Origin of the sequence: Verminephrobacter aporrectodeae subsp. tuberculatae At4 (assembly GCF_000193225.1) — a bacterium.
Classification (GTDB): domain Bacteria; phylum Pseudomonadota; class Gammaproteobacteria; order Burkholderiales; family Burkholderiaceae_C; genus Acidovorax; species Acidovorax aporrectodeae.
In genome coordinates this window covers 1-22,995 of sequence record NZ_AFAL01000416.1, presented here as the reverse complement: position 1 = coordinate 22,995, position 22,995 = coordinate 1, and the positions used below count along the sequence as shown (strand labels likewise).

The 22,995-nt window shown below is 64.7% G+C and carries 18 protein-coding genes, 1 tRNA gene and 2 pseudogenes; 7 read left to right on the top strand and 14 right to left on the bottom strand.

All coding sequences use genetic code 11. The annotated features are described in order from the left end of the window. Positions 1–7 precede the first annotated feature (7 nt). Both VTU_RS0112710 and VTU_RS0112705 read right to left on the bottom strand, forming a co-directional pair. On the bottom strand, positions 8–667 hold the full coding sequence (locus VTU_RS0112710; protein ID WP_010104708.1) for a retropepsin-like aspartic protease family protein: 660 nt from the start codon (positions 665–667) through the stop codon (positions 8–10). A gap of 11 nt (positions 668–678) precedes the next feature. Next, positions 679–1,164, bottom strand: coding sequence for a YajQ family cyclic di-GMP-binding protein (locus VTU_RS0112705; RefSeq protein ID WP_010104706.1), 486 nt, complete (start codon positions 1,162–1,164; stop codon positions 679–681). A 91-nt stretch (positions 1,165–1,255) separates the two neighbouring features. On the opposite strand from VTU_RS0112705, the gene murB reads away from it, so the two are divergent. Continuing rightward, positions 1,256–2,332 (top strand): UDP-N-acetylmuramate dehydrogenase, encoded by a 1,077-nt coding sequence (gene murB, locus VTU_RS0112700; protein ID WP_010104704.1) that lies wholly within the window; start codon positions 1,256–1,258, stop codon positions 2,330–2,332. A gap of 70 nt (positions 2,333–2,402) precedes the next feature. On the opposite strand, the gene VTU_RS0112695 is transcribed toward murB, so the two are convergent. The 5 genes from VTU_RS0112695 to VTU_RS0112675 all read right to left on the bottom strand — a co-directional run bounded on the left by VTU_RS0112695 (position 2,403) and on the right by VTU_RS0112675 (position 8,622). Continuing rightward, entirely contained in the window at positions 2,403–3,725 is a 1,323-nt protein-coding gene (locus VTU_RS0112695) for a DNA-processing protein DprA (RefSeq protein ID WP_010104703.1), read from the bottom strand. Beyond that, on the bottom strand, positions 3,722–5,809 hold the full coding sequence (locus VTU_RS0112690) for a RecQ family ATP-dependent DNA helicase (RefSeq protein ID WP_010104702.1): 2,088 nt from the start codon (positions 5,807–5,809) through the stop codon (positions 3,722–3,724). The genes VTU_RS0112695 and VTU_RS0112690 overlap by 4 nt, the downstream gene beginning before the upstream one ends. Before the next feature lie 202 nt (positions 5,810–6,011). Continuing rightward, complete coding sequence (gene rsgA / locus VTU_RS0112685) at positions 6,012–6,959, bottom strand: ribosome small subunit-dependent GTPase A (protein WP_010104701.1); 948 nt, start codon at positions 6,957–6,959, stop codon at positions 6,012–6,014. A 17-nt stretch (positions 6,960–6,976) separates the two neighbouring features. Further along, entirely contained in the window at positions 6,977–7,312 is a 336-nt protein-coding gene (locus VTU_RS0112680) for a 4a-hydroxytetrahydrobiopterin dehydratase (protein ID WP_010104700.1), read from the bottom strand. Continuing rightward, positions 7,309–8,622, bottom strand: a complete 1,314-nt coding sequence (locus VTU_RS0112675; RefSeq protein WP_029554363.1) for a M48 family metallopeptidase — start codon at positions 8,620–8,622, stop codon at positions 7,309–7,311. Before VTU_RS0112675 ends, VTU_RS0112680 begins: the two co-directional genes overlap by 4 nt. Positions 8,623–8,659: 37 nt before the next feature. Here VTU_RS0112675 and orn point away from each other — a divergent pair, with 37 nt between their 5' ends. The 4 genes and pseudogenes from orn (at position 8,660) to alaS (ending at position 14,210) form a co-directional block, all read left to right on the top strand. Beyond that, positions 8,660–9,238 carry an oligoribonuclease gene (gene orn / locus VTU_RS0112670; protein ID WP_010104693.1) on the top strand — a complete coding sequence of 193 codons (579 nt, stop codon included), beginning with the start codon at positions 8,660–8,662 and terminating at the stop codon, positions 9,236–9,238. A gap of 302 nt (positions 9,239–9,540) precedes the next feature. Then, on the top strand, positions 9,541–11,247 hold the full coding sequence (locus tag VTU_RS0112665) for a DEAD/DEAH box helicase (RefSeq protein WP_029554362.1): 1,707 nt from the start codon (positions 9,541–9,543) through the stop codon (positions 11,245–11,247). A 56-nt stretch (positions 11,248–11,303) separates the two neighbouring features. Continuing rightward, positions 11,304–11,380, top strand: a tRNA-Arg gene (locus VTU_RS0112660). Positions 11,381–11,581: 201 nt separating this feature from the next. Further along, positions 11,582–14,210 (top strand): annotated as a pseudogene (gene alaS / locus VTU_RS27115) (alanine--tRNA ligase). A gap of 33 nt (positions 14,211–14,243) precedes the next feature. Here alaS and VTU_RS0112650 read toward each other — a convergent pair. Together VTU_RS0112650 and trmB are read right to left on the bottom strand one after the other, a co-directional pair. Then, on the bottom strand, positions 14,244–15,287 hold the full coding sequence (locus VTU_RS0112650; protein WP_010104691.1) for a GGDEF domain-containing protein: 1,044 nt from the start codon (positions 15,285–15,287) through the stop codon (positions 14,244–14,246). Between the two features lie 58 nt (positions 15,288–15,345). Then, positions 15,346–16,089, bottom strand: a complete 744-nt coding sequence (gene trmB, locus VTU_RS0112645) for a tRNA (guanosine(46)-N7)-methyltransferase TrmB (RefSeq protein WP_010104690.1) — start codon at positions 16,087–16,089, stop codon at positions 15,346–15,348. 212 nt (positions 16,090–16,301) lie between these two features. Here trmB and VTU_RS0112640 point away from each other — a divergent pair, with 212 nt between their 5' ends. Continuing rightward, on the top strand, positions 16,302–16,751 hold the full coding sequence (locus tag VTU_RS0112640; RefSeq protein ID WP_029554360.1) for a DUF2141 domain-containing protein: 450 nt from the start codon (positions 16,302–16,304) through the stop codon (positions 16,749–16,751). Between the two features lie 9 nt (positions 16,752–16,760). Further along, on the top strand, positions 16,761–18,257 hold the full coding sequence (locus VTU_RS0112635) for a carotenoid oxygenase family protein (RefSeq protein WP_010104686.1): 1,497 nt from the start codon (positions 16,761–16,763) through the stop codon (positions 18,255–18,257). Between the two features lie 165 nt (positions 18,258–18,422). Here the strand turns inward: VTU_RS0112635 and VTU_RS0112630 are convergent, their stop codons facing one another. From VTU_RS0112630 to aroE, 5 genes and pseudogenes are all read right to left on the bottom strand, one after another. Further along, positions 18,423–19,514 carry a DNA methyltransferase gene (locus VTU_RS0112630; RefSeq protein ID WP_029554359.1) on the bottom strand — a complete coding sequence of 364 codons (1,092 nt, stop codon included), beginning with the start codon at positions 19,512–19,514 and terminating at the stop codon, positions 18,423–18,425. Then, positions 19,511–20,509, bottom strand: coding sequence for a hypothetical protein (locus VTU_RS32760; RefSeq protein WP_138927876.1), 999 nt, complete (start codon positions 20,507–20,509; stop codon positions 19,511–19,513). The genes VTU_RS0112630 and VTU_RS32760 overlap by 4 nt, the downstream gene beginning before the upstream one ends. Then, on the bottom strand, positions 20,499–21,659 hold the full coding sequence (locus VTU_RS0112620; protein ID WP_040892766.1) for a ParB/Srx family N-terminal domain-containing protein: 1,161 nt from the start codon (positions 21,657–21,659) through the stop codon (positions 20,499–20,501). Before VTU_RS0112620 ends, VTU_RS32760 begins: the two co-directional genes overlap by 11 nt. A gap of 181 nt (positions 21,660–21,840) precedes the next feature. Then, complete coding sequence (mtgA, locus tag VTU_RS0112615; RefSeq protein WP_010104683.1) at positions 21,841–22,590, bottom strand: monofunctional biosynthetic peptidoglycan transglycosylase; 750 nt, start codon at positions 22,588–22,590, stop codon at positions 21,841–21,843. Next, a pseudogene (gene aroE / locus VTU_RS0112610) lies at positions 22,587–22,995 on the bottom strand (shikimate dehydrogenase); the annotation flags it as partial. The pseudogene aroE and the gene mtgA, both read right to left, overlap by 4 nt.

Below are 22,995 nucleotides of genomic sequence, written 5' to 3'. Positions count from 1 at the left end.
GCGGACCTCAGTTGCGTTTTTCCAGCACCATCAGCTCGTTGATGCGGGACATGTGAAACTCGTTCAGAAAGCTGTTTCCCAGCAACACATAGGGCATGGGTTCTGCGGTGATGATGGCATCGATGCCGAACACCTCGACATCACCGATGCGCACCGAATCGAGCCGCATGCGCCAGCCCTGCCCCACGCCATTCGCGGTGCTCACCCGCATGGACTGGCCGCCTTGGTATTTCAGACCCATGCGGTCCGCGTCCGGGCGTCCGATGGAGACGGTGGTTGCCCCGGTATCCACCATGAATTGCATCGCCTGCCCATTGATGCTTCCACTGTTCATGAAATGCCCGCGGCCATCGGCCACGAGCGTGATGCGCTTGCCGCTGCCGCCGCGCTTGCCGACGCTCACCGGCACTTCGCCGAACTGCAAGGTGCTCCGCGTGCCATTGGTTTCGACGATCGCTCCCTCCCGGGTGACGGCAATCACCTTCACCCCCAGGTATTCGTCCCCCACGCCCATGGCACGCGGCGGGTTCGCGTCCACCACCAGCAGGACCTTGCTGCCGAGCAGGCCCGCGAGGGCGACCGACTGCGCCTGCGCCTGCGCCGGCAGCAGCCAGAGCGCGCACCAAGCTGCCAGGGCAGCCGGCAGCAGGCGCCGGAGTTTTGTCATGGGGGGATATTTCAATCACGAAAATTATCGAACGACAGCGGCACGTCGGCCACATCCTTGCGGATCAGCGCCATGGCGGCCTGCAGATCGTCGCGCTTGGCGCCGCTCACGCGCAGTTTTTCTTCCTGGATCGCGCCCTGGACTTTGAGCTTGCTCTCCTTGAGCAGCTTCTGGATTTTTTTGGCCAACTCGCTCTCGATGCCGTTGCGCACCTTGACGACGCGTTTCACCTTGTCGCCGCCCACCTTCTGGACATCGCCCAGGTCCAGAAAGCGCACGTCCACGCCACGCTTGGTGAGCTTGTTGCGCAACACGTCCTCGATCTGGGTGAGTTGGAAGTCGGCGTCGCCGATCAGCGTGATCTCCCGCTCCCGGATCTCTATGCTCGCCGAAGTGCCCTTGAAGTCGAAACGGGTGGCAATTTCCTTGGCGGTGTTCTCGACGGCATTCTTTACCTCGACCAGGTTGGCTTCGCAAACAGTGTCAAAAGAGGGCATGGTGAATCTCGATCGCAGGGACGGGAACAACTCGCAGGGGGCAGACAGGAAACCTGGAGGGACCCAAGAACCCGGTGCGAGAATCGGGCCGATGTTAGTCGAGAAAAACGTCTCTTTGCAGCCCTGGAACAGCTTTGGCATCGCCGCGCGCGCGCAGACCGTGGTGCGGGTGCACGGCGTGGCCGACGTGCAGGCCATGCTGGCCGACCCCGAACTGGCAGCCGCGCCGAAATTCGTGCTCGGCGGTGGCAGCAACGTCATCCTCACCGGCGACGTAAAGCCGGTGGTGCTGAAAATGGAGATCAAGGGCCTGCGCCTGCTGGAAGAAACCCCCAGGGCCTGGATCGTGCAGGCCGGCGCCGGCGAGACCTGGCACGGCTGTGTCACCTGGACATTGGCGCAGGGCTTTGCGGGGCTGGAGAACCTGGCGCTGATCCCGGGCACCGTGGGCGCCGCACCGGTGCAGAACCTTGGCGCCTACGGCGTGGAACTGCAGGAGCGCTTCGAATCGCTGGACGCCGTTGACCTCGCCACGGGCCGGACTTTCACGCTGGACGCGGCGCAATGCGGCTTTGGCTACCGGGATTCGGTCTTCCGGCACGCCGCCCCCCCGAACGCCCGGACCACAGGGGGCCTGCCGCGCGGCATGGGGCTCGCGGGCCGGGCCGCGATCACCCATGTGCGCCTGCGGCTGCCCAGGCCCTGGAAGCCCGAACTGGGCTATCTGGACCTGGAGCGGCGCCGCGCCGAGACCGGGGTCGAGCACCCCGGCGCCCAGCAGATCTTCGACTGGGTCTGCGCCATCCGCCGCGCCAAGCTGCCCGACCCGGCGGTGCTCGGCAACGCCGGCAGCTTCTTCAAAAACCCCACGGTATCGCCCGACCAGTGCGCGGACATCATCGCGCGCGACCCCGGGATCGTGCACTACCCCATGCCCGACGGCAACGTCAAGCTGGCAGCCGGCTGGCTGATCGACGCCTGCGGCTGGAGAGGCAAATCGATCGGCAAAGCGGGCGTCTACGAGAAGCAGGCCCTGGTGCTGGTAAACCGGGGACGCTGCGGCGACAGCGTGACAGGCGGCGAGGTCATGACCCTCGCCAAGGCCATACAGTCCAGCGTATACGAACGCTTCGGCATTCGGCTGGAGCCGGAGCCGGTGGTCGTGTAGTCCGAGCCCAGCGCGCGCAGCAGATGGGTCTTGCCTCCACGGCTCGCGCCCACCAGCAGGACCACATGGATCACTCGAACAGGCTGGACTGCTTGACGACGTAGCCCGCTGGCTTCTTGCGCTTCTCGATCACGCCCTCGCCGACGAGGCGCTGTAGCCATGCCTTGGCCTGCGCGGTGGACACGCTCAGCGCAGCGGCGACCTCGGCGTCCTTCATCGGGGCCTGCAGAAGCGGCGGGATCACTTCCCGGACCGTCGCAAACAACGTGTCTGCAGGTGTTGATGCCGTCTTTGCCACCGATGGCCTGGGTTCTGGTGCCAGCGCAACGGACTCGCCCGGTGCTTGTGCCGCCGGTGGTGGCTGCGCAACCTCTGGCAGTATTAGCGCGGCTATTGGCGCGGCTTCCGAGGGCCGGTCTCCGGAAAGCAGTGCAAGGCCTGATGCAACGGGCGCAGCGACACCGAACACCCTTTCCAACGCGTCCGCGTCTTGCGGATTCGGCCAGAGGATCGCCCCCTTGCCGCGCAGGGCGTCGAGACCGGCAGACGACTCGCCCGTGGAGCGCACGTACACGGGGACGAATTTGAGCTTGTCGAGTTGCTCGATGGCACCGGCCCAGGTTCCGCCCTTGCCGAGATCGGAACTGACGACCAGGGACGCATCGGCCAACGCATGGATCAGCTTGTTGCGCTGCATGGCGTTGCCGACGTTGAACCCGGCGCTCGGGTCGTAGGGCGAAATCAGCACCAGTTGGCCATCGAGCAGCAGGTTGCGCTGCACGCGGTTCATGCTCGTCTTTTCCAGGCTGTCCGCGAGGACGCCACTGACCTTGCCGCCCGCCTCGAGCGCAGCGTGCATCGCTGCCTGGTCGGTGCCCTTGGCGCCACCCGACACGAGCGTTCGTCCGGCCCGGGCCGCCAACCGGCCAACAGCCATCGCGTAGTCGATCAACGCATCGTCCACGTCGCGGGACCCCACGACGGCGAGGCCCCCCGACTCCAGCAAACCCATGTCGCCGCAACCGTAGATCACTGCCGGGGCGTCTTCGCGCAGGCGCGCCTTCAAGCGGCGGGGGTACTCGGCGTCAGCACGGCTGACCACCCAGATGGCGCGCGCTTGCCAGCGCTCGATGGCTTGGCTCAGCAGGAAGCCACGCCCGAGCAAGCGCTGCAGCCGGGCTTCGTCAATCACGGGCTGGCAGGCGCGCAGAAGGTCGGCCGCATCTGGCGACACGAGGTCTGCAGGCTGGCGCTGCATCTCCCGCAGGTGGCGGGCAAGGCGCTTGTATTCACCGGGCGAGAGGAGTTCCGATGACGAAGCGCCCCGTCCAGCGATCAACGGCGCCGTCAGCAGCAGGATCGCCCGGGCGTTGGGGGACAGGGTGGGGGTCATTCGTCTGGCTCCGTTGGGCCCGTTTGCGCGAGTGCCACGGGCCAGACGACACCGCTTGCGCCCTCGCGCAGCAGCCATGCGGCCACGGTCAGCGTCCAACGGGAGTCCACCATGTCGTCCACCAGGAGCACCGGCCCATCGGGCACCGGCTCGCCGTTGAGTGCGAGCGAGCCGTCGATATTGCGCGCCTGTTGCGTACTGTTTGCCATCGTTTTCTGTTCGGGTCTGGCGTCAGTTTTCGCAATGATCCTATGCAATGGCAGACCCAGAGCCGCCGCCAGGCGCCGCGCAAAATGCGGGACCAGATCGGGATGGCGCAGCGATGGAACGCAGGTCACCCAGGTCGGTTCAGGCTGGGGCTTCCATGCGCGCACCATTTCCACGCACGCCCCCACCAGGTCATCGGAAAATTGGCCGTCGTCGTACTTGCCTTGCCGGATCAGGCCGCCCCAACCGGCGTCTCCCCATACGCACAGGGCCCTTCCGGGCTGCGCCTGGTGGTCTGCAGCAATGCGTCCCTTGACGCCGTACCGGGGCATTCCCCCAACCGGCCACCTCTTGCGGGGTTCGATGGGCAGGCTGGTACGCCGCAGAAACGCGATGGCGTCCCGAACCAAGGTCGCATCCACCGTGGTTGGCAGCGGGGCAAGCGCAGGCTGCGTGACAACACGTCGATCACCGTCGAGTGCGCCCATCAGGAAGCCCATGTGCTCCCCAAAGGGCAGGCTGACGTAATCCTGCATCTGCCGGTGTTCTTCGCGCCGCAAGTCCGTGAGTCGTTTGGCGCGTTCCCAGAACCCCTCGCTCAGTGGGGCTGCCGTGAGCTGCCACTTGCGGCCCTGTTTGGCAATGGGCGCAGGCGCTTCGAGGGAGAGCAGCGCGATCGTCTTGTCGACGCGCCCCCGGCTCAGATTCACGCGCCCGAGCAGTTCGAGGACGGACAGGCCGTTTTCTTCCTCCTCCAGTGCACCCAAGACGTCGGCGACCTCCTGGCGGGTCGGGAAGGCGCTGCGGATGAACCAATCGGTGATGTCCGACTCTTCCTGCCCGCTGAGCAGCACACCGTAGGCAGAGTCCAGCGCGCGCCCGGCCCGGCCGACCTGCTGGTAGTACGCGACGACGGAGCCTGGCATTTGGTAATGGATGACGAAGGCCAGATCGGGCTTGTCGTAGCCCATGCCCAAGGCCGTCGTTGCGACCAGCGCCTTGACCCCGTTGCTGAGAAGAGCCTGCTCCAGCGCTTCCCGGCGCGCGCCCGTTTCGCCCGTGTAGGCCTCGACGTGGAAGCCCCGGTTCTTGAGCCAGCCGGCGACCTGGTTGGCGTCGCGCACCGTCAGCGTGTAAATGATGCCGTGGCCTTGCAGCGTGGCGAGTTGCTCTGCCAGCCAGGCAAGGCGCTCTGCCTGGCTGCGCAGGCGGATGGTTTGCAGGAAAAGGGACGTCCGATTCAGGTCGCCGCGCGAGACGTCCAGGTTGGGACCGAGCACGGCGACCAGGTCATCCATCACGCGCTGGTTCGCCGTCGCTGTGGTGGCGAGGAGTCGCAGGTTGGGCGGCAGCGTTTTCACCATGCGTTCCAGCAACCGATAGTGGGGGCGGAAGTCATGGCCCCAGTCGGAGATGCAATGCGCCTCGTCGATGACCAGCAGCGAAATCTGCGCGGCGATGCCGGCAAGCACCTGCGTGCGAAAGTGCTCGTTCGCCAGGCGTTCGGGGGAAATCAGAAGGATGTCGATCTCGCCACGGGCCAGCTTGGCCTCGACTTGGGGCCAGTCGTCCTTGTTGCCGGAGTGGATCGCGGCAGCGCGAACGCCCATGCGCTGTGCTGCGGCGATCTGGTTGCGCATCAGCGCCAGCAGTGGCGAAATCAGCAGCGCAGGGCCATTGCCACCGTCGCGCAGCAGTTTCGTCGCGATGAAGTAGACGAAGCTCTTGCCCCAGCCCGTCTTTTGAACGACCAGCAGGCGAGCACGTCCATCGACGATGCGGCGAATCGCATCTTCCTGGCCTTCGCGGAAGCTGGCGTCGGCGCGGCCCGAGCCGATCCGCAGCAACTCCAGAGCGCGTTGTGGGTCGTAGGTCATGTCATGGATCACCTGGGTTCTTGTCGGGGGCGCGGTAGCCCGGCGTTCGTTCTTGACGCCGCAGGGTGCACACGGGTTCTTCAGCCACCGCCTGAACCCAGGGCCGCGCAGGCTGTGTGTTCAAGCGGGCAGTCCACGCTCCCCTTGCGCAGCATCCGCGGCCTGGCGCGTTGCAACCCGATCGCGCCCACTGGGCAGAGGGTCAGTAGCGCGCATGGCTCAGTTCATCGAACAGGTCACTATAAATCTTGTAGCGACTGGCGCTTATTTCTTCCCCTTCGCCAGTCGGCTTCTTGACGGCGTCCAGCACGCCGCAACCGGGCTCGTGCAGGTGCGTGCAGTTGTAGAACTTGCAGCCGCCGGCGTGCTCGGCGATGTCGGGCATGCAGGCCGCCAACTGCATGGGTGCGATGTGCTGCAGGCCAAACTCCTGGAAACCCGGCGAGTCGATGAGCGCGCTGGTGCGCAATGCGTCCATCCAGTACCAGTGGGTGCTGGTGGTGGTGTGCCGGCCGGAATTCAGCGCCTGGGATATTTCGCCGGTGGGCGCTGCGGCGCCCGGAACCAGCAGATTGATCAAGGTGCTCTTGCCCGATCCGGAGGGGCCCAGCACCAGCGTGGTCTTGCCCTGCAGGTGCTCGAGCAGCAGGGCGCGGTCCAGGTCGCTGGGGCACTCCAGCGAAAGCGGCAGCACGCCGTAGCGCTTGCCGCAGCCCATGCGGCGGTAAGGCACGAGCCGCTCCCACGCACGGGCGAAGGGTTCGACCAGATCGCTCTTGTTGAGCGCAATCAGCGGCGCGATGCCCTCGGCTTCCGCGGCGATCAGGGCGCGGGCGAGCTGGCTTTCTGAAAACACCGGTTCGGCGGCAATCAGGATCAGCACCTGGTCGAGATTGGCCGCAAACGATTTGGTGCGCACCTCGTCCTGCCGGTAGAAGAGGTTGTTGCGCTGCAGGACTTTCTCGATGCTGCCTTCCTCACCCTGGCCGGGCGGGGAAGGCAACCACAGCACGTGGTCGCCGACGACGGCCTGGCTTTTCTTGCCGCGCGGGTGGCAGATGCGGCGCTCGCCGTCGGGGGTTTCCACCATGCAGTGGCGCCCATGGCTGGCCACCACGGTGCCTTCCATGAGGGCGCTGCGCTCAGCCATGGTGTGCGGCCATGCGTTCACGCAACGAGGGCGTCGAACCGGGCGGCGCACTCGAAATCGGTCGAGGAGATGCCTTTCACGTCGTGCGTGTTCAGGCGGACCACGCAGCGGTTGTAGTGCACCGCCAGGTCGGGGTGGTGGTCCTGCGCGTTGGCAATGAAGGCCAGGGCGTTCACGAACGAGATGGTTTCGTAGTAGTTGGCGAAGTGGTAGCTCTTCTCGATGGCCACACGCTCTCCATCGCCGCTCAGGCCCCAGCCCTCGAGCCGGGCCAAGTGGGCGACGACTTCGGCCGCCGTCAGCGCACGGCGCGCGTGCGCCGCCCGGTCTTTTTTCTTCAGCATGCTGGTCATGGATGGGCCGGGGCAGGCATGCGCGCCAGCCTTTCGGCGGCGGGCGGATGCGAGTAGTAGAACTTCGCGTACACCGGGTCCGGGGTCAGCGTGGAGGCGTTGTCTTCGTAGAGCCTGAGCAGCGCCGAGGCCAGGTCGGCGCCGCTGGCCTGCGCCACGGCGTACGCGTCGGCCTGGAATTCATGGCGGCGCGACTGCTGCGAGAACAGCGGCGCGACGAAGAACACGAACACCGGCGCCGCGAGCACGAACAGCAGCAGGGCCAGTGCGTCGTTCGGCGCTGCGGCCAGCGCCGGGTCCAGCGGGACATTCGGCTGCACGCCCAGGCCCGCGTAAAACCACGCCCGGGTGGACAGCCAGCCCAGGAGCGCAAAGCCCGCCAGGCTCAGCGCGAACAGGGTCGCGCTGCGCCGGATGACGTGGCGGTGCCGGAAGTGCCCGAGTTCATGCGCCAGCACCGCCTCCACCTCGCCCGGCGCCAACTGGCGCAGCAGCGTGTCGTAGAACACCACGCGCTTGGCGGCGCCCAAGCCCGTGAAGTAGGCGTTCGCATGGGCGCTGCGGCGGCTGCCATCCATCACGAACAGGCCCTTGACCGAAAAACCGCAGCGCTGCATCAGCGCGCTCACGCGGGCCTCGAGCGCTGCGTCTTCGAGGCGCTGGAAGGTATTGAACAGCGGGGCGATGAAGGTCGGGTAGAGCCACATCAGCAACAGGTTCAAACCCATCCACAAACCCCAGGCCCAGAGCCACCACAGCCGGCCCGCAGCGCCCATGAGCCACAGGATCAGCGCCGCGACGGGCAGGCCGATGAGCGCGGCGAGCAGCAGGCCCTTGAGCGCGTCCGCGAGCCACAGGCGCAGCGTCATCTTGTTGAAACCAAAGCGCTCTTCGACCACGAAGGTCTGGTACAGCGACAACGGCAGGTCGATGAGGCCGCCGATCGCAGCAAAGGCCACGAGCAACGCCAGTTGCTGCTGCATTCCGCCGCCCAGCGTGGCGCGCAGGGCCTGGTTCAGCGCGTCCAGGCCGCCCAGCAAGGTCCAGCCCAGCAGCACGGCGCTGCCCACCACCATGTCCAGCATTCCCAGGCGCACCTTGGCAAGGGTGTAGTCCGCTGCCTTCTGGTGCGCAGCCAGCGCCATGCGCTTGGCAAACGGGGCGGGAACCGCGGCGCGGTGGCGCGCCACATGCCGCACCTGGCGCGTTGCCAGCCAGAATTTGAGCGCCAGACCGAGCACCAGCGCGGCGGCAAAGACCAGCGTCAGCAGCGTGGCGGGGGAAAAGTCTTCCGGGGGCGGGGGCGGCATATGCGGCGAGTTTAGGCCATCGGCGAGAATGCGCGCCATGTCGCAAGCCAACAGCCCAAACCCTCCCGCACTGGCCCAATCCGCGCAGAACCTGGTCTGGCTGGACTGCGAAATGACCGGTCTGGAGCCCGAGACGGACCGTTTGCTGGAGATTGCCGTCGTCGTCACCGGCCCCGGCCTGGAGCCCCGCATCGAAGGGCCGGTGTTCGCCATCCACCAGCCGGACGCACTGCTCGACAGGATGGACGCATGGAACCAGGGTACCCACGGCCGCAGTGGCTTGATCGACAAGGTGAAGGCATCGACCGTCACGGAGGAGGAAGCCGAGCGGCAGATCATCGCCTTCCTGAGCCGGTACGTGCCCAAGGGCGCGGCGCCCATGTGCGGCAACAGCATCGGCCAGGACCGGCGCTTTCTGGTGCGCTACATGCCCGATCTCGAACGCTTTTTTCACTACCGCAACGTTGACGTCAGCACCTTGAAGGAACTGGCCAAGCGCTGGAAGCCCCAGGCGTATACCAGCTTCAAGAAGACCCGCAGGCACACCGCGCTGGCCGACGTGCACGAGTCCATCGACGAACTGGCGCACTACCGCGCGCATTTGCTGGCGCTCTGACCCGCAGGGCGGCCCGTGTAACGGACCTTGCGGGAAAACCCCCATTCATGCGAGAATCCCCGTCTGCGCGGAAACCACGGGGGAACCTCAACCCCCTTGCCGCGCGGATTGTGCATCTCCCCTCACACACCCGGGCTTGCCAGCCGACTGTCTGCGACAGTGCAGGACCAGCAAAAAGACGCCCACCCGCTCAAGCGCCTCGGAGCGCGTATGCAGGTCTCGTTTGATGGTTGATGTTTTTTAACCATCAACGAAGCCCCCATCGCAGGCGCAGCCTGCAGGGGCCTCGAAAGAGAAAAATCATGACTGATAGCTCCTTGCTGCAGGGCGAGTTCGCGCCTGCGCAGCCCGCCTTTGCTGCCGATCCCTGCGTGCAGCCCCCCGCCACCGCCGACGCGGCTCCATCCGCAGCCCACGCGGTACCCGCCGAGCCCAATGGCTTTGTGGAACTGGGCCTGGCGCCCGAACTGGTGCAGGCCGTTGCCGACCTGGGCTACACCCGGCCCACCGCCGTGCAGTGCAAGGCCATTCCCCTGGCGATGGGCGCAGGCGCCGACTCCGGGCAGTTCATCGACCTGATGGTCTCCAGCCAGACGGGCAGTGGCAAGACCGCGGCCTTTCTGCTGCCCGTTTTGCACACGCTGATCCAGCAACAAGCGCAGGCGGAAACCGCTGCCTGCGACACGCCTGCTCCCAAGCGCGCCAAGCGCCGGGACCCCGGCAGCGCACGCAACCTCAAGGCCGCCACGCCCGGTGCCCTGATCCTGTGCCCGACCCGCGAACTGGCCCAGCAGGTTGCGCACGACGCCATCGACCTCGTCAAGCATTGCCGCGGCCTGCGCGTGGCGAATGTGGTGGGCGGAATGCCCTACCAGATGCAGATCGCCAGGCTGCAGAACGCCAACCTCGTGGTGGCAACCCCGGGGCGTCTGCTGGACCTGCAGCGCTCGATGCGGATCAAGCTCGATCAAGTGCAATTCCTGGTCGTCGACGAAGCCGACCGCATGCTCGACCTGGGTTTCTCGGACGATCTGGCCGAACTGAACCAACTCACCAGCGAGCGCAAGCAGACCATGATGTTCAGCGCCACATTCGCGCCGCGCATCCAGCAGCTGGCGCTGCGCGTGATGCACGACGGCGGCTCGTCCGTGCAGAAGCTGACCATCGATTCCCCACAGGAAAAGCACGCCAACATCCAGCAAATGCTGTACTGGGCCGACAACGCCCAGCACAAGCGCAAGTTGCTCGACCACTGGCTGCGCGATACCACGATCAACCAAGCCATCGTGTTCGCCAGCACCCAGGTGGAGTGCGACGCGCTGGCCAACGATTTGCAGCAGGCAGGCTTCTCGGCCGTGGCGCTGCACGGCGCGCTGGGCCAGAGCCTGCGCAACCGCCGCCTGACGGCGCTGCGTGCCGGGCAGGTGCAGATTCTGGTGGCGACCGACGTGGCCGCGCGCGGTATCGACGTGCCCACGATCACCCACGTGTTCAACTTCGGCCTGCCCATGAAGGCGGAGGACTACACCCACCGCATTGGCCGCACCGGCCGTGCCGGCCGCGATGGTCTGGCCGTCACCTTTGCCGAGTTCCGCGATCGCCGCAAGATCTACGATATCGAGTCGTACAGCCGCCAACAATTCAAGGCCGAAGTGATTCCCGGAATGGAACCCGCGCAGCGCAGCCCCCAGGCAGCCCCCCGGGGAAGGGACTTTGCCGGCCGCGGTCGCCCGGGTGGTAGTGGCGGCCCGGAGCGGGATCGCCGCGAGCGCAAGTTCGGGGGACCGGACCGGGGCCATTTTGCCGACCGCCACGCCCATGGATCTGCTCCGCAACACGGCCATGAGCGCAAGCCGGGCCTTGGCGGCCCCCCCGGGCGCGGCAGTTTCGCGCCCCACGGCGACGCGGGCGCACCGCGCGGCAACTTTGCACCGCGCAAGCCCGGTTTTGCCAAGACAGTGGGCGGCGCCAGGCCGGCGCATGACGCCCGCAAGCGCCACGCACGCTGATCCATTCGTTGCGCAGACTTTCCAGGGCGGGAAAGCATGCTAGAATTCGCGGCTTCGCGGCTGTAGCTCAGCTGGATAGAGTACTTGGCTACGAACCAAGGGGTCGTGGGTTCGATTCCTGCCAGCCGCACCAGAACCGAAGGACCTGGCTCCCCCAAGGGGCCAGGTCCTTTTTTCTTGGGGCCGCGCAATGGCCCACAGACTTCCCAATCGCCCTGATCTGCTGCGCGTCTTCGGGGACTCGCGTTCCCGCGCGCAGGGTCCGCCCCGATAGAATCCAAGGCTTTGCGCAACCGAACCGGGCCGCAGCGCAGACCCCCGGCCCCTCCTGCCCATGACAAACGCCACGCCTTCGATTTCGGTTGCGGACATCCGCAAGAGCTTTCTGGACTTCTTCGTCGCCAAGGGCCACACCGTGGTGGCCTCGAGCCCGCTGGTTCCGGGCAACGACCCGACGCTGATGTTCACCAACTCGGGCATGGTGCAGTTCAAGGACGTGTTTCTGGGCAACGACCGGCGCCCCTACAAGCGGGCGGTGTCCGTGCAGGCCTGCCTGCGCGCCGGCGGCAAGCACAACGACCTGGAGAACGTGGGTTACACCGCGCGCCACCACACCTTTTTTGAAATGCTCGGCAACTGGAGCTTTGGCGACTACTTCAAGCGCGAGTCGCTGCGCTGGGCCTGGGAACTGCTGACCGAGGTCTACAAACTGCCCGCCGAGCGCCTGCTGGCCACGGTGTACCACGAGGACGACGAGGCCTACGCCATCTGGACCCGGGAAATCGGCCTGCCGCCCGAGCGCGTGATCCGCATCGGCGACAACAAGGGCGGACGCTACAAGTCGGACAACTTCTGGATGATGGCCGACACCGGCCCCTGCGGGCCCTGCTCGGAAATCTTCTACGACCATGGCCCCGGGGTCCCGGGCGGCCCCCGGGAAGCCCCGGGGAGACGGCGACCGCTTCATCGAGATCTGGAACAACGTGTTCATGCAGTTCGACATGGCCGAGGACGGCTCGGTCACTGCGCTGCCCGCACCCTGCGTGGACACCGGAATGGGTCTGGAGCGCCTCGCGGCCATCATGCAGCAGGTGCACAGCAACTACGAGATCGACCTGTTTCAGGCGCTCATCGCGGCCGCGGCGCGCGAGACGGGCGAGAAGGACCTGGGCCACAAGAGCCTGCGCGTGATCGCCGACCACATCCGCGCCAGCGCCTTCCTGGTGAGCGACGGCGTGCTCCCGGGAAACGAGGGCCGCGGCTACGTGCAGCGCCGCATCCTGCGCCGCGCGATCCGCCACGGCTACAAGCTGGGCCGCAAAACGCCCTTCCTGCACCGGCTCGTGGCCGACCTGGTGCGCCTGATGGGTGACGCCTACCCCGCGCTGCGCGCGCAGCAGCAGCGCATCACCGCGGTGCTCAAGGCCGAGGAAGAGCGCTTCTTCGAGACCCTGGCGAACGGCATGGAAATCCTGGACGCGGCGCTCGCGGGCGGCGCCCGGCTGCTGCCCGGCGACCTGGCGTTCAAGCTGCACGACACCTACGGCTTTCCCCTCGACCTGTCCGCCGACGTGTGCCGCGAGCGCGGCGTCGAGGTTGACGCGGCCGGCTTTGAACGGGCCATGGAAAGGCAAAAAACCCAGGCCCGCGCCACCGGCAAATTCAAGCAGGAGCGGGCGCTCGAATACAGCGGCGCAGCAAACCATTTCAATGGCTACGAGCACTTGGCGCAGAGCGCAAGAATCCTCGCCATCTATGTGGACGGAGGCAGCAGCGCAGCGCTGGGCGCGGGCCAGGATGGCGTGCTGGTGCTCGACGGCACCCCGTTCTACGCCGAAAGCGGCGGTCAGGTCGGTGACGCGGGCCTGATCAGCAGCGCAGCGGCGCGCTTTGCCGTGGGCAACACGCTCAAGATCCGGGCCGATGTCTACGGCCACCACGGAACGCTCGAAGCGGGCACGCTGAACGTGGGCGACACCGTGCAGGCCCAGGTGAACGACGCCATGCGCGCCGCCACCGCGCGCAACCACTCGGCGACGCACCTCATGCACAAGGCGCTGCGCGAGGTGCTCGGCAGCCATGTGCAGCAAAAGGGCAGCTTGGTGAACGCCGAGCGCATGCGCTTCGACTTCGCGCACAACGCAGCCGTGAGCAGCGCCGAGCTGCGCGAAATCGAGCGCCTGGTGAACGCGGAAATCCTGGCCAACCAGCCCACGCAGGTCCGCGTGATGGACATCGAGTCGGCGCAGAAGACCGGCGCCGTGATGCTCTTCGGCGAAAAATACGGCGACAGCGTGCGCGTTCTCGACATCGGCAACAGCCGCGAACTGTGCGGCGGCACGCACGTGCAGCGCACCGGCGACATCGGCCTGTTCAAGGTGCTCGCCGAAGGCGGCGTGGCCGCGGGCGTGCGCCGCATCGAGGCCGTGACCGGCGCCAACGCGCTGGCCTACCTGCAGCAGCTCGAAGACACCGCGCACCAAGCCGCGAGCACCCTGAAGGCGCCGCTGGCCGAACTCAACAGCCGCATCGGCCAGGCGCTGGAGAACGCGCGCGCGCTGGAAAAGGAAGTCGCCACGCTCAAGGGCCGGCTCGCGTCGAGCCAGGGCGACGAGCTGCTGACCCGGGCCGTGGACGTGCAGGGAATCAAGGTGCTGGCCGCGGCGCTGCCCGGTGCCGACGCCAAGACCCTGCGCGACACCCTGGACCAGCTCAGGAACAAACTCCAAAGCGCCGCCATCGTGCTCGCCGCCGTGGACGGCAACAGGGTGCAACTGGCCGCGGGCGTCACCGCGGACAGCCTGGACCGCATACAGGCCGGCGAACTGGTGAATTTCGTGGCCCGGCAGGTCGGTGGCAAGGGCGGTGGCAAACCCGACCTGGCCATGGCCGGTGGCACCGATGCCGCCAAGCTGCCCGCGGCGCTGGCGTCCGTGGCGGGGTGGGTCGCGCAGCAACTCTGACGCGCAGCGCGCGGCGGTGCTCGCCGGCTGCGCTCAGAACAGCTCGACGTCGTCGTTCGCCACCTTGGCCGCGAGTTCGCCGCTGGCCACGAGGTCGTCGTAGAAGCAGACCCGGTTGCGGCCGTGCTTCTTGGCGTGGTAGAGGGCCTGGTCGGCCTGGCCCAGGATTTCCACCGGCGAGCCCTTGACGGTGCCCACGAAGCCCAGGCTCACGGTGACCCGGCCAACCTGCGGGAACGGATACTCCTGCACGCTCGTGCGCAACCGGTTGAACACCTTGTGCGCCGTGTTCAGCGTGGTCGAGCGCAGCAGCACCACGAACTCTTCGCCGCCAAAGCGGAAGATGCGGTCGTGGCTGCGGAACGCGCTGCGCAGGATGTTCGCGATCAGGATCAGCACCTCGTCGCCATACAGGTGGCCAAAGTGATCATTCACCTGCTTGAAGTTGTCGATGTCCACGACGGCCAGCCATTGCTGCACGGGTTCACCGGCGGCCGGCTCCTCGTCCGCGGCAAGCGGTTGCGCAATCGTTCGGCAGCTCAGGCGGGGCACCGCGTGGCGCGAGAACTGCTCGTCAAAGGTCTTGCGGTTGAACAGGCCGGTGAGCGCGTCGCGCTCGCTGTAGTCGAGCAGACTCTGGTAGTTCTGATAGACCTGAAAAACGCCCTCGATGACATTCAGCTTGTGCGCCGAGAACGGCTGCGACTGCGTGATCTCCAGGCAGGTGTTCACCTGGTCCTGCGTCCATACCGGCAGCCACAGCGTGTGGCCGCCCTTGCGTACCGCCGCCAGGGCGCTGGTGCCACGGTTTGCCACGCAGGCGCGCAGGGCCGGGTAATGCACCAGGGCTTCGCGCCGGGGGTCGGCGGCGGCCTCGGAGTCGGTGGACACCAGACGACCCTGCTCCACCCAGGTGCGCGGGCGCACGTGCGGCGTTCCCGCCGTGGTGAACAGTTCCAGCGCGCGCACCTCGACGACACCGCTGAGCTGCTGCAGCGTGGACAGCACCGACACCTCCAGGCGCAAATGGTCGCGGTGGCCGGTCATTTCGACCAAGTTCCGGAGAATGGGCTTCATGGTCGCGGAGCAGAGGGCATGACATGGCGTCAATGCACGGTGTCAATGCCACACGGTGTCAAATGCGGCGCACGAACAACACATCCCACACGCCATGCCCAAGCCGCAGACCCCGGTGCTCGAATTTGGTCCGGGGCCGGTAGTCGGGCCGGGGGGCAAAGCCGGCGGCCGTGTTGCGCAGCAGGGGCTCGGCGCCGAGCACCTGCAGCATCTGCTCGGCGTAGGACTGCCAGTCGGTGGCGCAATGCAGGTAGCCGCCGGGTCTGATCCGGGCCACGAGCCGGGCCACGAGCGGCGGCTGTATCAGGCGGCGCTTGTGGTGCTTCTTCTTGTGCCAGGGATCGGGAAAGAAAATGTGCACGCCGTCCAGGCAGCCCTCGGGCAGCATGTGCCCGATGACCTCGACCGCGTCGTGCTGCACGATGCGGATGTTCGTCAGCTGCTGCTCGCGCATGCGCTTGAGGAGCGCGCCCACGCCGGGCTCATGCACCTCGCAGCACAGGAAATCATCTTCCGGGCGCAAGCCGGCGATATGCGCCGTGGCCTCGCCCATGCCAAAACCGATCTCCAGCACCAGCGGGGCACTGCGGCCAAACGCGGCAACGGTGTCGAGCGCGGCCGGGGCGTAGGGCAGAACGAAGCGGGGACCCAGCTCTTCGACGGCCCGGGCCTGGCCTGCGGTGCCTCGGCCCGCGCGGCGCACGAAACTCTTGATGGTCCGGGGATGGAACGGGGCGTCTGCGGCGCGCGCAGCGCCCGGGGAGGCCAGAGCATGGGTCGGTGCGGTCACGATGGAGCCCATTGTAGTTTCGTCACTCCGCCGCAAGCCACTTGCCAATGCGTCAGAGATGCAAATGTGGTGTGGCTTTGGGCGGCTCCCATCAGGGCGGAACGCTTGGGCGCCCGCAGCATGCATTTCGCGCCCGCATTCGGCATTTCATCGCATGGCGCTTGGCAGCGCTGGCCGCATGCGGGATCGTCGGGCCTCCCGTCTCCACCCATCCGGCGATCACCATGCATCTTCCCCTTCTTTCCTCTCTCCTGTCCCGCCCGGCCATGCGCGCCCTGTGCCGCATTGCCATCCTCGCACCAGCCAGCACCCTTGCCGCCGACCTGAGCCTGGATATTGCGCATGGCCCGGCCGGCGAAGCCACGCTCTATGCCAGTTTGCACAACAATGCAGCGAGCTACGCGGATGGCAAGCCGATGGCCGTGCAAACCGCGCCGATGCGCGATGGCAAGGCCCGCCTCGTGTTCCCGGGGCTCGCGCCCGGCCACTACGCGCTGCGCGTGTTCGCAGACGAGAACGGCAACGGCAAGCTCGACACCAACCTCATAGGCCTGCCGACCGAGCGCTACGGCTTCTCGAACGATGCCAAGGGCAAGTTCGGCGCGCCCGACTTCGACGCCGCAGCCATCCGCGTCGACGCAGCCGACCTGCAGGCCGTGATCCATCTGCACTGAAAGACCCACATGGAACGACGCGAACTCCTGCGCCTGCTGGCCGGCGCCCTGCCCCTGCTGGCGCCGCTGGCGCGTGCCGCCAGCACGGACGACTGGCAAGCCCTATTCGAGGCGAGCACCGTGCCCTGGAAAACCGGCTACGCGACGCCCCCGGGCGACCTGCCGCTGACCCGTGCCAGCGTGCGCGGGCGCTTCCCCGACGCCGTGACCGGCACGCTGCTGCGCATCGGCCCGGCAGGCCACGACCTCGGCGGCGAGCGCTACCACCACTGGTTCGACGGCGACGGCATGCTGCACCGCTTCGTGATCGACGGCACCGACGTGCGGCACCAGGGCCGCTACGTCGCCACGCCCAAGCGCGTGGCCGAACTGCGCGCCGGCCGTCGCCTGTTCGAGGCCTTCGGCAGCATCCTGCCGGGCGTCGAGCCGCCGACGTCGCCCGACAGCCTGAACGCGGCGAATACCAGCGTGCTGCCGCTGCGCGACGAACTGCTGGCGCTCTGGGAGGGCGGATCGGCCACTCGCATCGACGCGCGCACGCTGGACACGCTGGGTCCCAAGACCTGGCGCACCGACCTCGCGGGAATGCCGTTCTCGGCCCATCCCAAGGTGGACCCGGACGGGACGGTGTGGAACTTCGGGCTCGGCTCCGGTCAGCAGCATGGCCTGCTGGCGCTGTACGAGATCGCACCCGAAGGCAGGCTGCGGCGCGCAGCCGTGGTTCCGGTGGCCGACCTGCCGATGGTCCACGACTTCGCCGTCACCGAGCGGCACCTGGTGTTCCTGCTGCCGCCCCTGGTATACGACGGCAAACGCAGGGAGGCGGGCGCGAGCTTTCTCGACGCCCATGTCTGGCGGCCCGAATTGGGCATGCGCGCACTGGTCGTCGAGAAACGCGACTGGGACAAGCGCCAGATGCTCGCGTTGCCCGCGGGCTTCCTGTTCCACGTCGGCAATGCCTGGGAAGAAGACACGCCGCGCGGCACGCGCATTCACCTGGACTACGCGCGCACGGACAACGCCGACCCGGTGTTCACGACCCTGCGCGAGGTGATGCGCGCACGCCTTGTGAGAAACCTCCGCCCGCAGCTGAGCATTGCGACGCTGAACCTCGGTACCGGCCAGGCCACGCAGCAAACGCTGCCGCTGGAAGCCGAGTTTCCGCGCATCGATCCGCGCCGCGTCGGCCTGCGCCACCGCCATGTGGTGCATGCCACGCAGGTCCGGCCCGATCTGCCGGGCTTTGGCGCGGTCGCGCGCACGAATGTCGAGAACGGCCGCAGCCAGCGCTTCAGCTACGGCGCGCAAGCCATCGTGGAAGAGCACGTTTTCATTCCGGACGGCACAAGGCCGGGCTGGGTGCTGGGCACGGCGTTCGACTTCGGAAGGCAGAAGACGCTGCTGTCCTGCTTTGCGGCCGATCACCTGGCTGCCGGACCGGTGGCGCAGGCCACGCTTGCGTACGCACTGCCGCTGGGCCTGCACGGGGCTTTTATTCCGGGCTGAGGCCCGGGCTGCCACCGGGGCGACAGGCATGCGCCGTACTCTGCCGGGGCGTCGCCCCGGAAGGATGGTCTGAAACGCATCCAGAGTTGCGGGCAACTGCGCCCCCGTCGCATCAACCGGGCAATTCTGGTGAGTGAATAACCACCCTTTCACCATTCGGCCCGATCAGCTCACGATGAAACAAAAGTCATGTTCGACGCTTGACGAGGCTTTTGCACCTCTGAAGCTGTTTGCCTGGGTTTTCCTGACCGCAGAGGTCACTCCATCGTCGGTGGGCTCCACCTTCCTGCCGGTTGCCCCGGTCAGGCTTTCGAGCAAGTTGGAGAATATCTCGTCCTTCGAGAGTTTTCTCCCACCGATCCGCACGACAATTCTTGCCTGTGGCGCGAGAAGCGGAGCCACCCCCTCCCAGGCTTCCTTCAGAAAGTGCCAGTAAAGCACCTTGTTATAATGCCGCCCGTCGCCTCTGGCATATGAACTCTTTGCATCTTCACCCAAAAACCAAAGGCGTAACCATTGGTCCTCCTGATAATTCGTAGTATCGAGGTACGGAGGCGAAGTAATGATATCCGTCACTTTGCCTTGAAGATGTGGGAAAACCGTTTTTGCTTTCCGAGCATCCGATTCAACGATTTCGCCTCGACCATCTGGCGCCGGGGTTCTGAACCTGAAATCGGTCATATTGCGCAGAATATCGAAAACGTCACGTTGCGGGGCGACATACCCATGTTTGTGCCACCAGCGCACTGAATAAGCAGGCTTTGTACTAATCGTTCGCGGCATCCGGTTGCTGAAGTAATTCGGACTCCGATGCGATTCGCCATGCAGTGCCCCGAGGCAAAGTGCGGCAATGAATCCATCTGTGCCATTATTGCGCCAGTCCAGATTTTTCCTCAGAAAGCGCAACGCATCATAAGTATCTACGTGAAAGCACACCGAAAAGAACTCGGCCATGTCGCCGCCTGGAGCGGGCGGTGGTTTCTTTGTCATCAAGGCTTGCAATGCATTGATCCGTGCAAGCACTTTATTCCGGTCGGGAGGATTGCATTTGGCACTGGTGATGCAGACTGCCACCGGGTGCAGGTCGCAACCCGCTGCTTTCCGACCGTCCAACAGCGCCTGGAACACGGTCGTGCCGCGTCCGCAAAAAGGGTCGAATACCACTCCGTCAAAATGCGATGCCGCAAGATGTTTTTCCACGAATGCCTCGGGAAACATTGCAAAATAAGGACAGATGGCGTGGAAACGATGCCTCATGCCTCGACTGCTCTCCGTGTTGCATAGGCCTTGATCCAATCCACTGCAAGGGCAAGTTGATCAAATGCTTCAATCGCCAACCCATTTTGGTAAAGTTCTTCCGCTTCTGCTACCCGACGAGGCACTCGAATGCGATGAAGAACATTACCAAGAGTAAGGCAGTCATCGCGGAAATCGTCATCGGGTCGAGCAAACGGAATGATGTGATAGCATATCATATTAGTGACAGGCTGTTGACTGAACCAGCGCTTATGAAACACGAGAGGATGGCCTAGAATGGACTTCTCTTTCCAGTTTCTTCCGGTAGCCACCTGTGCCGCAGCCAGTAGAAATCCCGGTAACCCATCGTCATGCAGGCGCGCTGCGAAAATATCGATCTGGTCGTCCTTTGGGTTATTGGATGCACCAGGTGCAGTTTGGATTATTCCATCATTAAAGAAATCCCATATCTGCTTCAGTTTGTTCTGAAAACTTGTTCTGTCAATTCGTGGATACCCAAAAGACCATGCACGCCCCCGAACCTCTGCGGCCAGCGCTGCGGTCGCGAAATACTGAAAATACTTGCGCAGAGCCTTTATCTCCAGATCGGTGGGGTAGACAGCGGAACCGGACAGAATTTCGGAGACCGACTTCAGGTGGGACAAGACCAATGAAAGAACATACGCAGTTTGCCCATAGGAAAGGTCTTGACCTGTAAAAGTCAGTATATCGCCATTTTCATCCAAGGCAAACGGCCAAGAATTGCCAAGCGCTTGACGTCTCTTTTCCATGCGCCTTACAGCGCCGGAAACGATCTCTTCTCGATTGATCATTTCTTCATTGACATTCCTGTAATCACTTTCAGCCCCGATTTCTGAGGCGTTGATCAGATCCTTGGTGAAAGATCTAGCTTGATCATCAAAAAAAGCCGTCAGTTCCATATAATCTGCCGCTAAATCGAAATCCGGATTTTTTGTACCGAATTGATCGTGCGGAAAGTACAGTTCAACCGCCACTTTCACTTCCTCCTATGGCAGTATTGAATTCCTCTTTCATTTTATCGCGGACGATCTTCGCGGTTACAAAAATATCGTCCGCGACATTCAAAAGTGACTGATCACGCCCGTCGTAGCCGCGCAAGCTGTTAGCCGCATCACGCAGCATGTTCCGGGCGCGAATGAGTGCAGACGAAAAGACTTCATCGGCAGGTCGTGTGCTTGCATATGCTTCCGCCAACGGACGGCCTGCAAGCAGCATATGCTGACCTTCGGCACTTGCGAGTGTTTCACCCAGGTTTTTGAGGTCCGGGTTTTGTGACTGTATGACCGAATCCTTGTCATCCTCTTTGGATCCATATATCCAGACCAACACCTTCCGAAGGCGGTCCAGTTTGTCAGCTGGAACAGGGTTTTCTTGCGGATCGTAGCGGGACCATGCAGTCTTCAATCCCAAATAGTCCATGTAATCCGTTCTGGAAAGTGCCGTGTAGAGGTGTGAGAAGTTGAATTTTGTGGTTTTTCGATCGGATAGCGAGAAAATACCCCCGTGCTCTGCTTGTTCCAGAACGTAGATGGCTGACACCATTCTCTTGATGGTGTCATGTTTGTCGCCGATCTTTCCGGCAATTTCTTCCAATGTGGTATTTCCGGATCTGTACCACGCTGCAGCAAATTTGGCTTTCGCGTATGACTCCCATTTTGCTGCACCATTGATGTGTTTGAACCCGATAAAGGACCGCGCCGCATCCCGGTCAGGAACACTATAAACCGAAACCGCAGAGATCGATTCCATCTTGTCTGCGCTGATCGCAGGTACGCTGATCTTCAGGCCATCCTTGGCGATTGCTTGGACAAGGCCCGGCTCCCGAAACAGGCGGATAGCTGCAAGCCTGCGATTGCCTTCAAGAACCGTAAATTTCTGATCAGAGGGATCCAGCCAAACGATCAATGGTTCAATATCGATATAACCATTGGCTGCAATCGACTGAAGAAGTTCTTCCAGTTCCTCACCCCGATAGAGTTGGGCAATGATTTTTTCATCCGTCGGACATGCACTGATCGCCACCAGGCGGGGATTTCCATGGTCGAGCTTCAAGTAATCACAACTGACCTTGGTTGTTTTTCCCATGGGTACTTGATCAGGCGTGTTGATCGCATTGTTCGTCATTTATCTTGCTCCACTGAAAACCTTACATCCCTGTTGACAAAAAACATGCATGCGATGAGGTCTGCCCCACCGCCGACTGCTCATGGCCCAGCCCATCTTTCCGGACATGATCGACTTGGCTGAGATCCGGGAGATGATGCATGAGAACGGCGATTATCGCCTTGAGAATTTCTGGCGACTTTCAGGGCAGCTGCGCATGGCCCATCCGGCCCAGAATCGTCCGTGTCCGCCCGGTCAGGTACGCCGACCCCGGCGTTTTCTCGAAGCGCCTGGGTGCGGGCAGCATCACGGCCAGGCGGGCGGCCTCGGCGGGGGCGAGCTGGTTGGCGTTTTTGCGAAAGTAGTGCTGCGCCGCGGCCTGCGCGCCGAATACGCCTGCGCCCCACTCCACGTTGTTCAGGTAGATTTCCAGGATGCGCTGCTTGGTCAGCAGCCTCTCCAGCAGCAGCGTCAGCAGGTACTCCTGTCCCTTGCGCAACCAGGTGCGTTCGCCCGAGAGCAGCAGGTTCTTGGCCAACTGCTGGGTGATGGTCGAGCCGCCGCGGGTTCCGGGGGCGTGCGGGGGATGCTCGGGGGCGCGACTCTGGGCCCTGGCGGCCAGGGCCTGGGCCTTTGCGTTGCGTTCCCAGGCCTTTTCGATGGCGTTCCAGTCCACCCCTTCGTGGTTCACGAAGCCGTCGTCTTCGGCTGCGATCACCGCGCGCTTGAGGTGCTCGGAGATTTCGGCGTAGGGCACCCACTGCTGGCGCCAGCGCAGCTGGCCGCTGCGGGCCATCTGCGTCCAGGCTTCGGAGCGCTGGAAGGTGGTGGATTCGGGGTCGATCACGGCCATGGCCGCGATGCGCGCCACAAAGAAAATCTGCAGCGCCAGGCCGGCGCACAACACCAGCGCCAGCCAGCGCAACGCGGCTTGCGGGGCCTTGGGGCTCATCCCGGCTGCGCCTGCATTTCGGCCAGCACCCGGGCCGATGGCGGGCGCACGCCGCGCCAGAGCAGAAAGGCTTCGGCGGCCTGCTCGACCAGCATGCCCAGGCCGTCGCGCGGCGTCGCGCCATGGCGGCTTGCCCAGTCCAGAAATCCCTGGGCGGCAGGGCCGTACATCATGTCGTAGGCCAGGCTGCCGGGGCGCAGAACGCTCGCGGGAACGGGCGCGTCCGCGCCCGCGAGGCTGCTCGCGGTGGCGTTGATGACGATGTCGAAACTGGCGTCGGGCAGCAGCAGGGTCTGTGCTTTCAGCTCTGTTTTCTGTTGCGCAGCGAGCGCGCTGTGCGCCTGCACCAGGGCCTCGGCCCGGGCCAGCGTGCGGTTCGCCAGCGTGATGCGGCGCGCACCGGCG

Bases quoted from the DNA above. Each gene is read 5' to 3' on its own strand.
- VTU_RS0112710 (WP_010104708.1), bottom strand. From the start codon at position 667: ATGACAAAACTCCGGCGCCTGCTGCCGGCTGCCCTGGCAGCTTGGTGC.
- VTU_RS0112705 (WP_010104706.1), bottom strand. From the start codon at position 1,164: ATGCCCTCTTTTGACACTGTTTGCGAAGCCAACCTGGTCGAGGTAAAG.
- murB (WP_010104704.1), top strand. From the start codon at position 1,256: ATGTTAGTCGAGAAAAACGTCTCTTTGCAGCCCTGGAACAGCTTTGGC.
- VTU_RS0112695 (WP_010104703.1), bottom strand. From the start codon at position 3,725: ATGACCCCCACCCTGTCCCCCAACGCCCGGGCGATCCTGCTGCTGACG.
- VTU_RS0112690 (WP_010104702.1), bottom strand. From the start codon at position 5,809: ATGACCTACGACCCACAACGCGCTCTGGAGTTGCTGCGGATCGGCTCG.
- rsgA (WP_010104701.1), bottom strand. From the start codon at position 6,959: ATGGCTGAGCGCAGCGCCCTCATGGAAGGCACCGTGGTGGCCAGCCAT.
- VTU_RS0112680 (WP_010104700.1), bottom strand. From the start codon at position 7,312: ATGACCAGCATGCTGAAGAAAAAAGACCGGGCGGCGCACGCGCGCCGT.
- VTU_RS0112675 (WP_029554363.1), bottom strand. From the start codon at position 8,622: ATGCCGCCCCCGCCCCCGGAAGACTTTTCCCCCGCCACGCTGCTGACG.
- orn (WP_010104693.1), top strand. From the start codon at position 8,660: ATGTCGCAAGCCAACAGCCCAAACCCTCCCGCACTGGCCCAATCCGCG.
- VTU_RS0112665 (WP_029554362.1), top strand. From the start codon at position 9,541: ATGACTGATAGCTCCTTGCTGCAGGGCGAGTTCGCGCCTGCGCAGCCC.
- VTU_RS0112650 (WP_010104691.1), bottom strand. From the start codon at position 15,287: ATGAAGCCCATTCTCCGGAACTTGGTCGAAATGACCGGCCACCGCGAC.
- trmB (WP_010104690.1), bottom strand. From the start codon at position 16,089: ATGGGCTCCATCGTGACCGCACCGACCCATGCTCTGGCCTCCCCGGGC.
- VTU_RS0112640 (WP_029554360.1), top strand. From the start codon at position 16,302: ATGCATCTTCCCCTTCTTTCCTCTCTCCTGTCCCGCCCGGCCATGCGC.
- VTU_RS0112635 (WP_010104686.1), top strand. From the start codon at position 16,761: ATGGAACGACGCGAACTCCTGCGCCTGCTGGCCGGCGCCCTGCCCCTG.
- VTU_RS0112630 (WP_029554359.1), bottom strand. From the start codon at position 19,514: ATGAGGCATCGTTTCCACGCCATCTGTCCTTATTTTGCAATGTTTCCC.
- VTU_RS0112620 (WP_040892766.1), bottom strand. From the start codon at position 21,659: ATGACGAACAATGCGATCAACACGCCTGATCAAGTACCCATGGGAAAA.
- mtgA (WP_010104683.1), bottom strand. From the start codon at position 22,590: ATGAGCCCCAAGGCCCCGCAAGCCGCGTTGCGCTGGCTGGCGCTGGTG.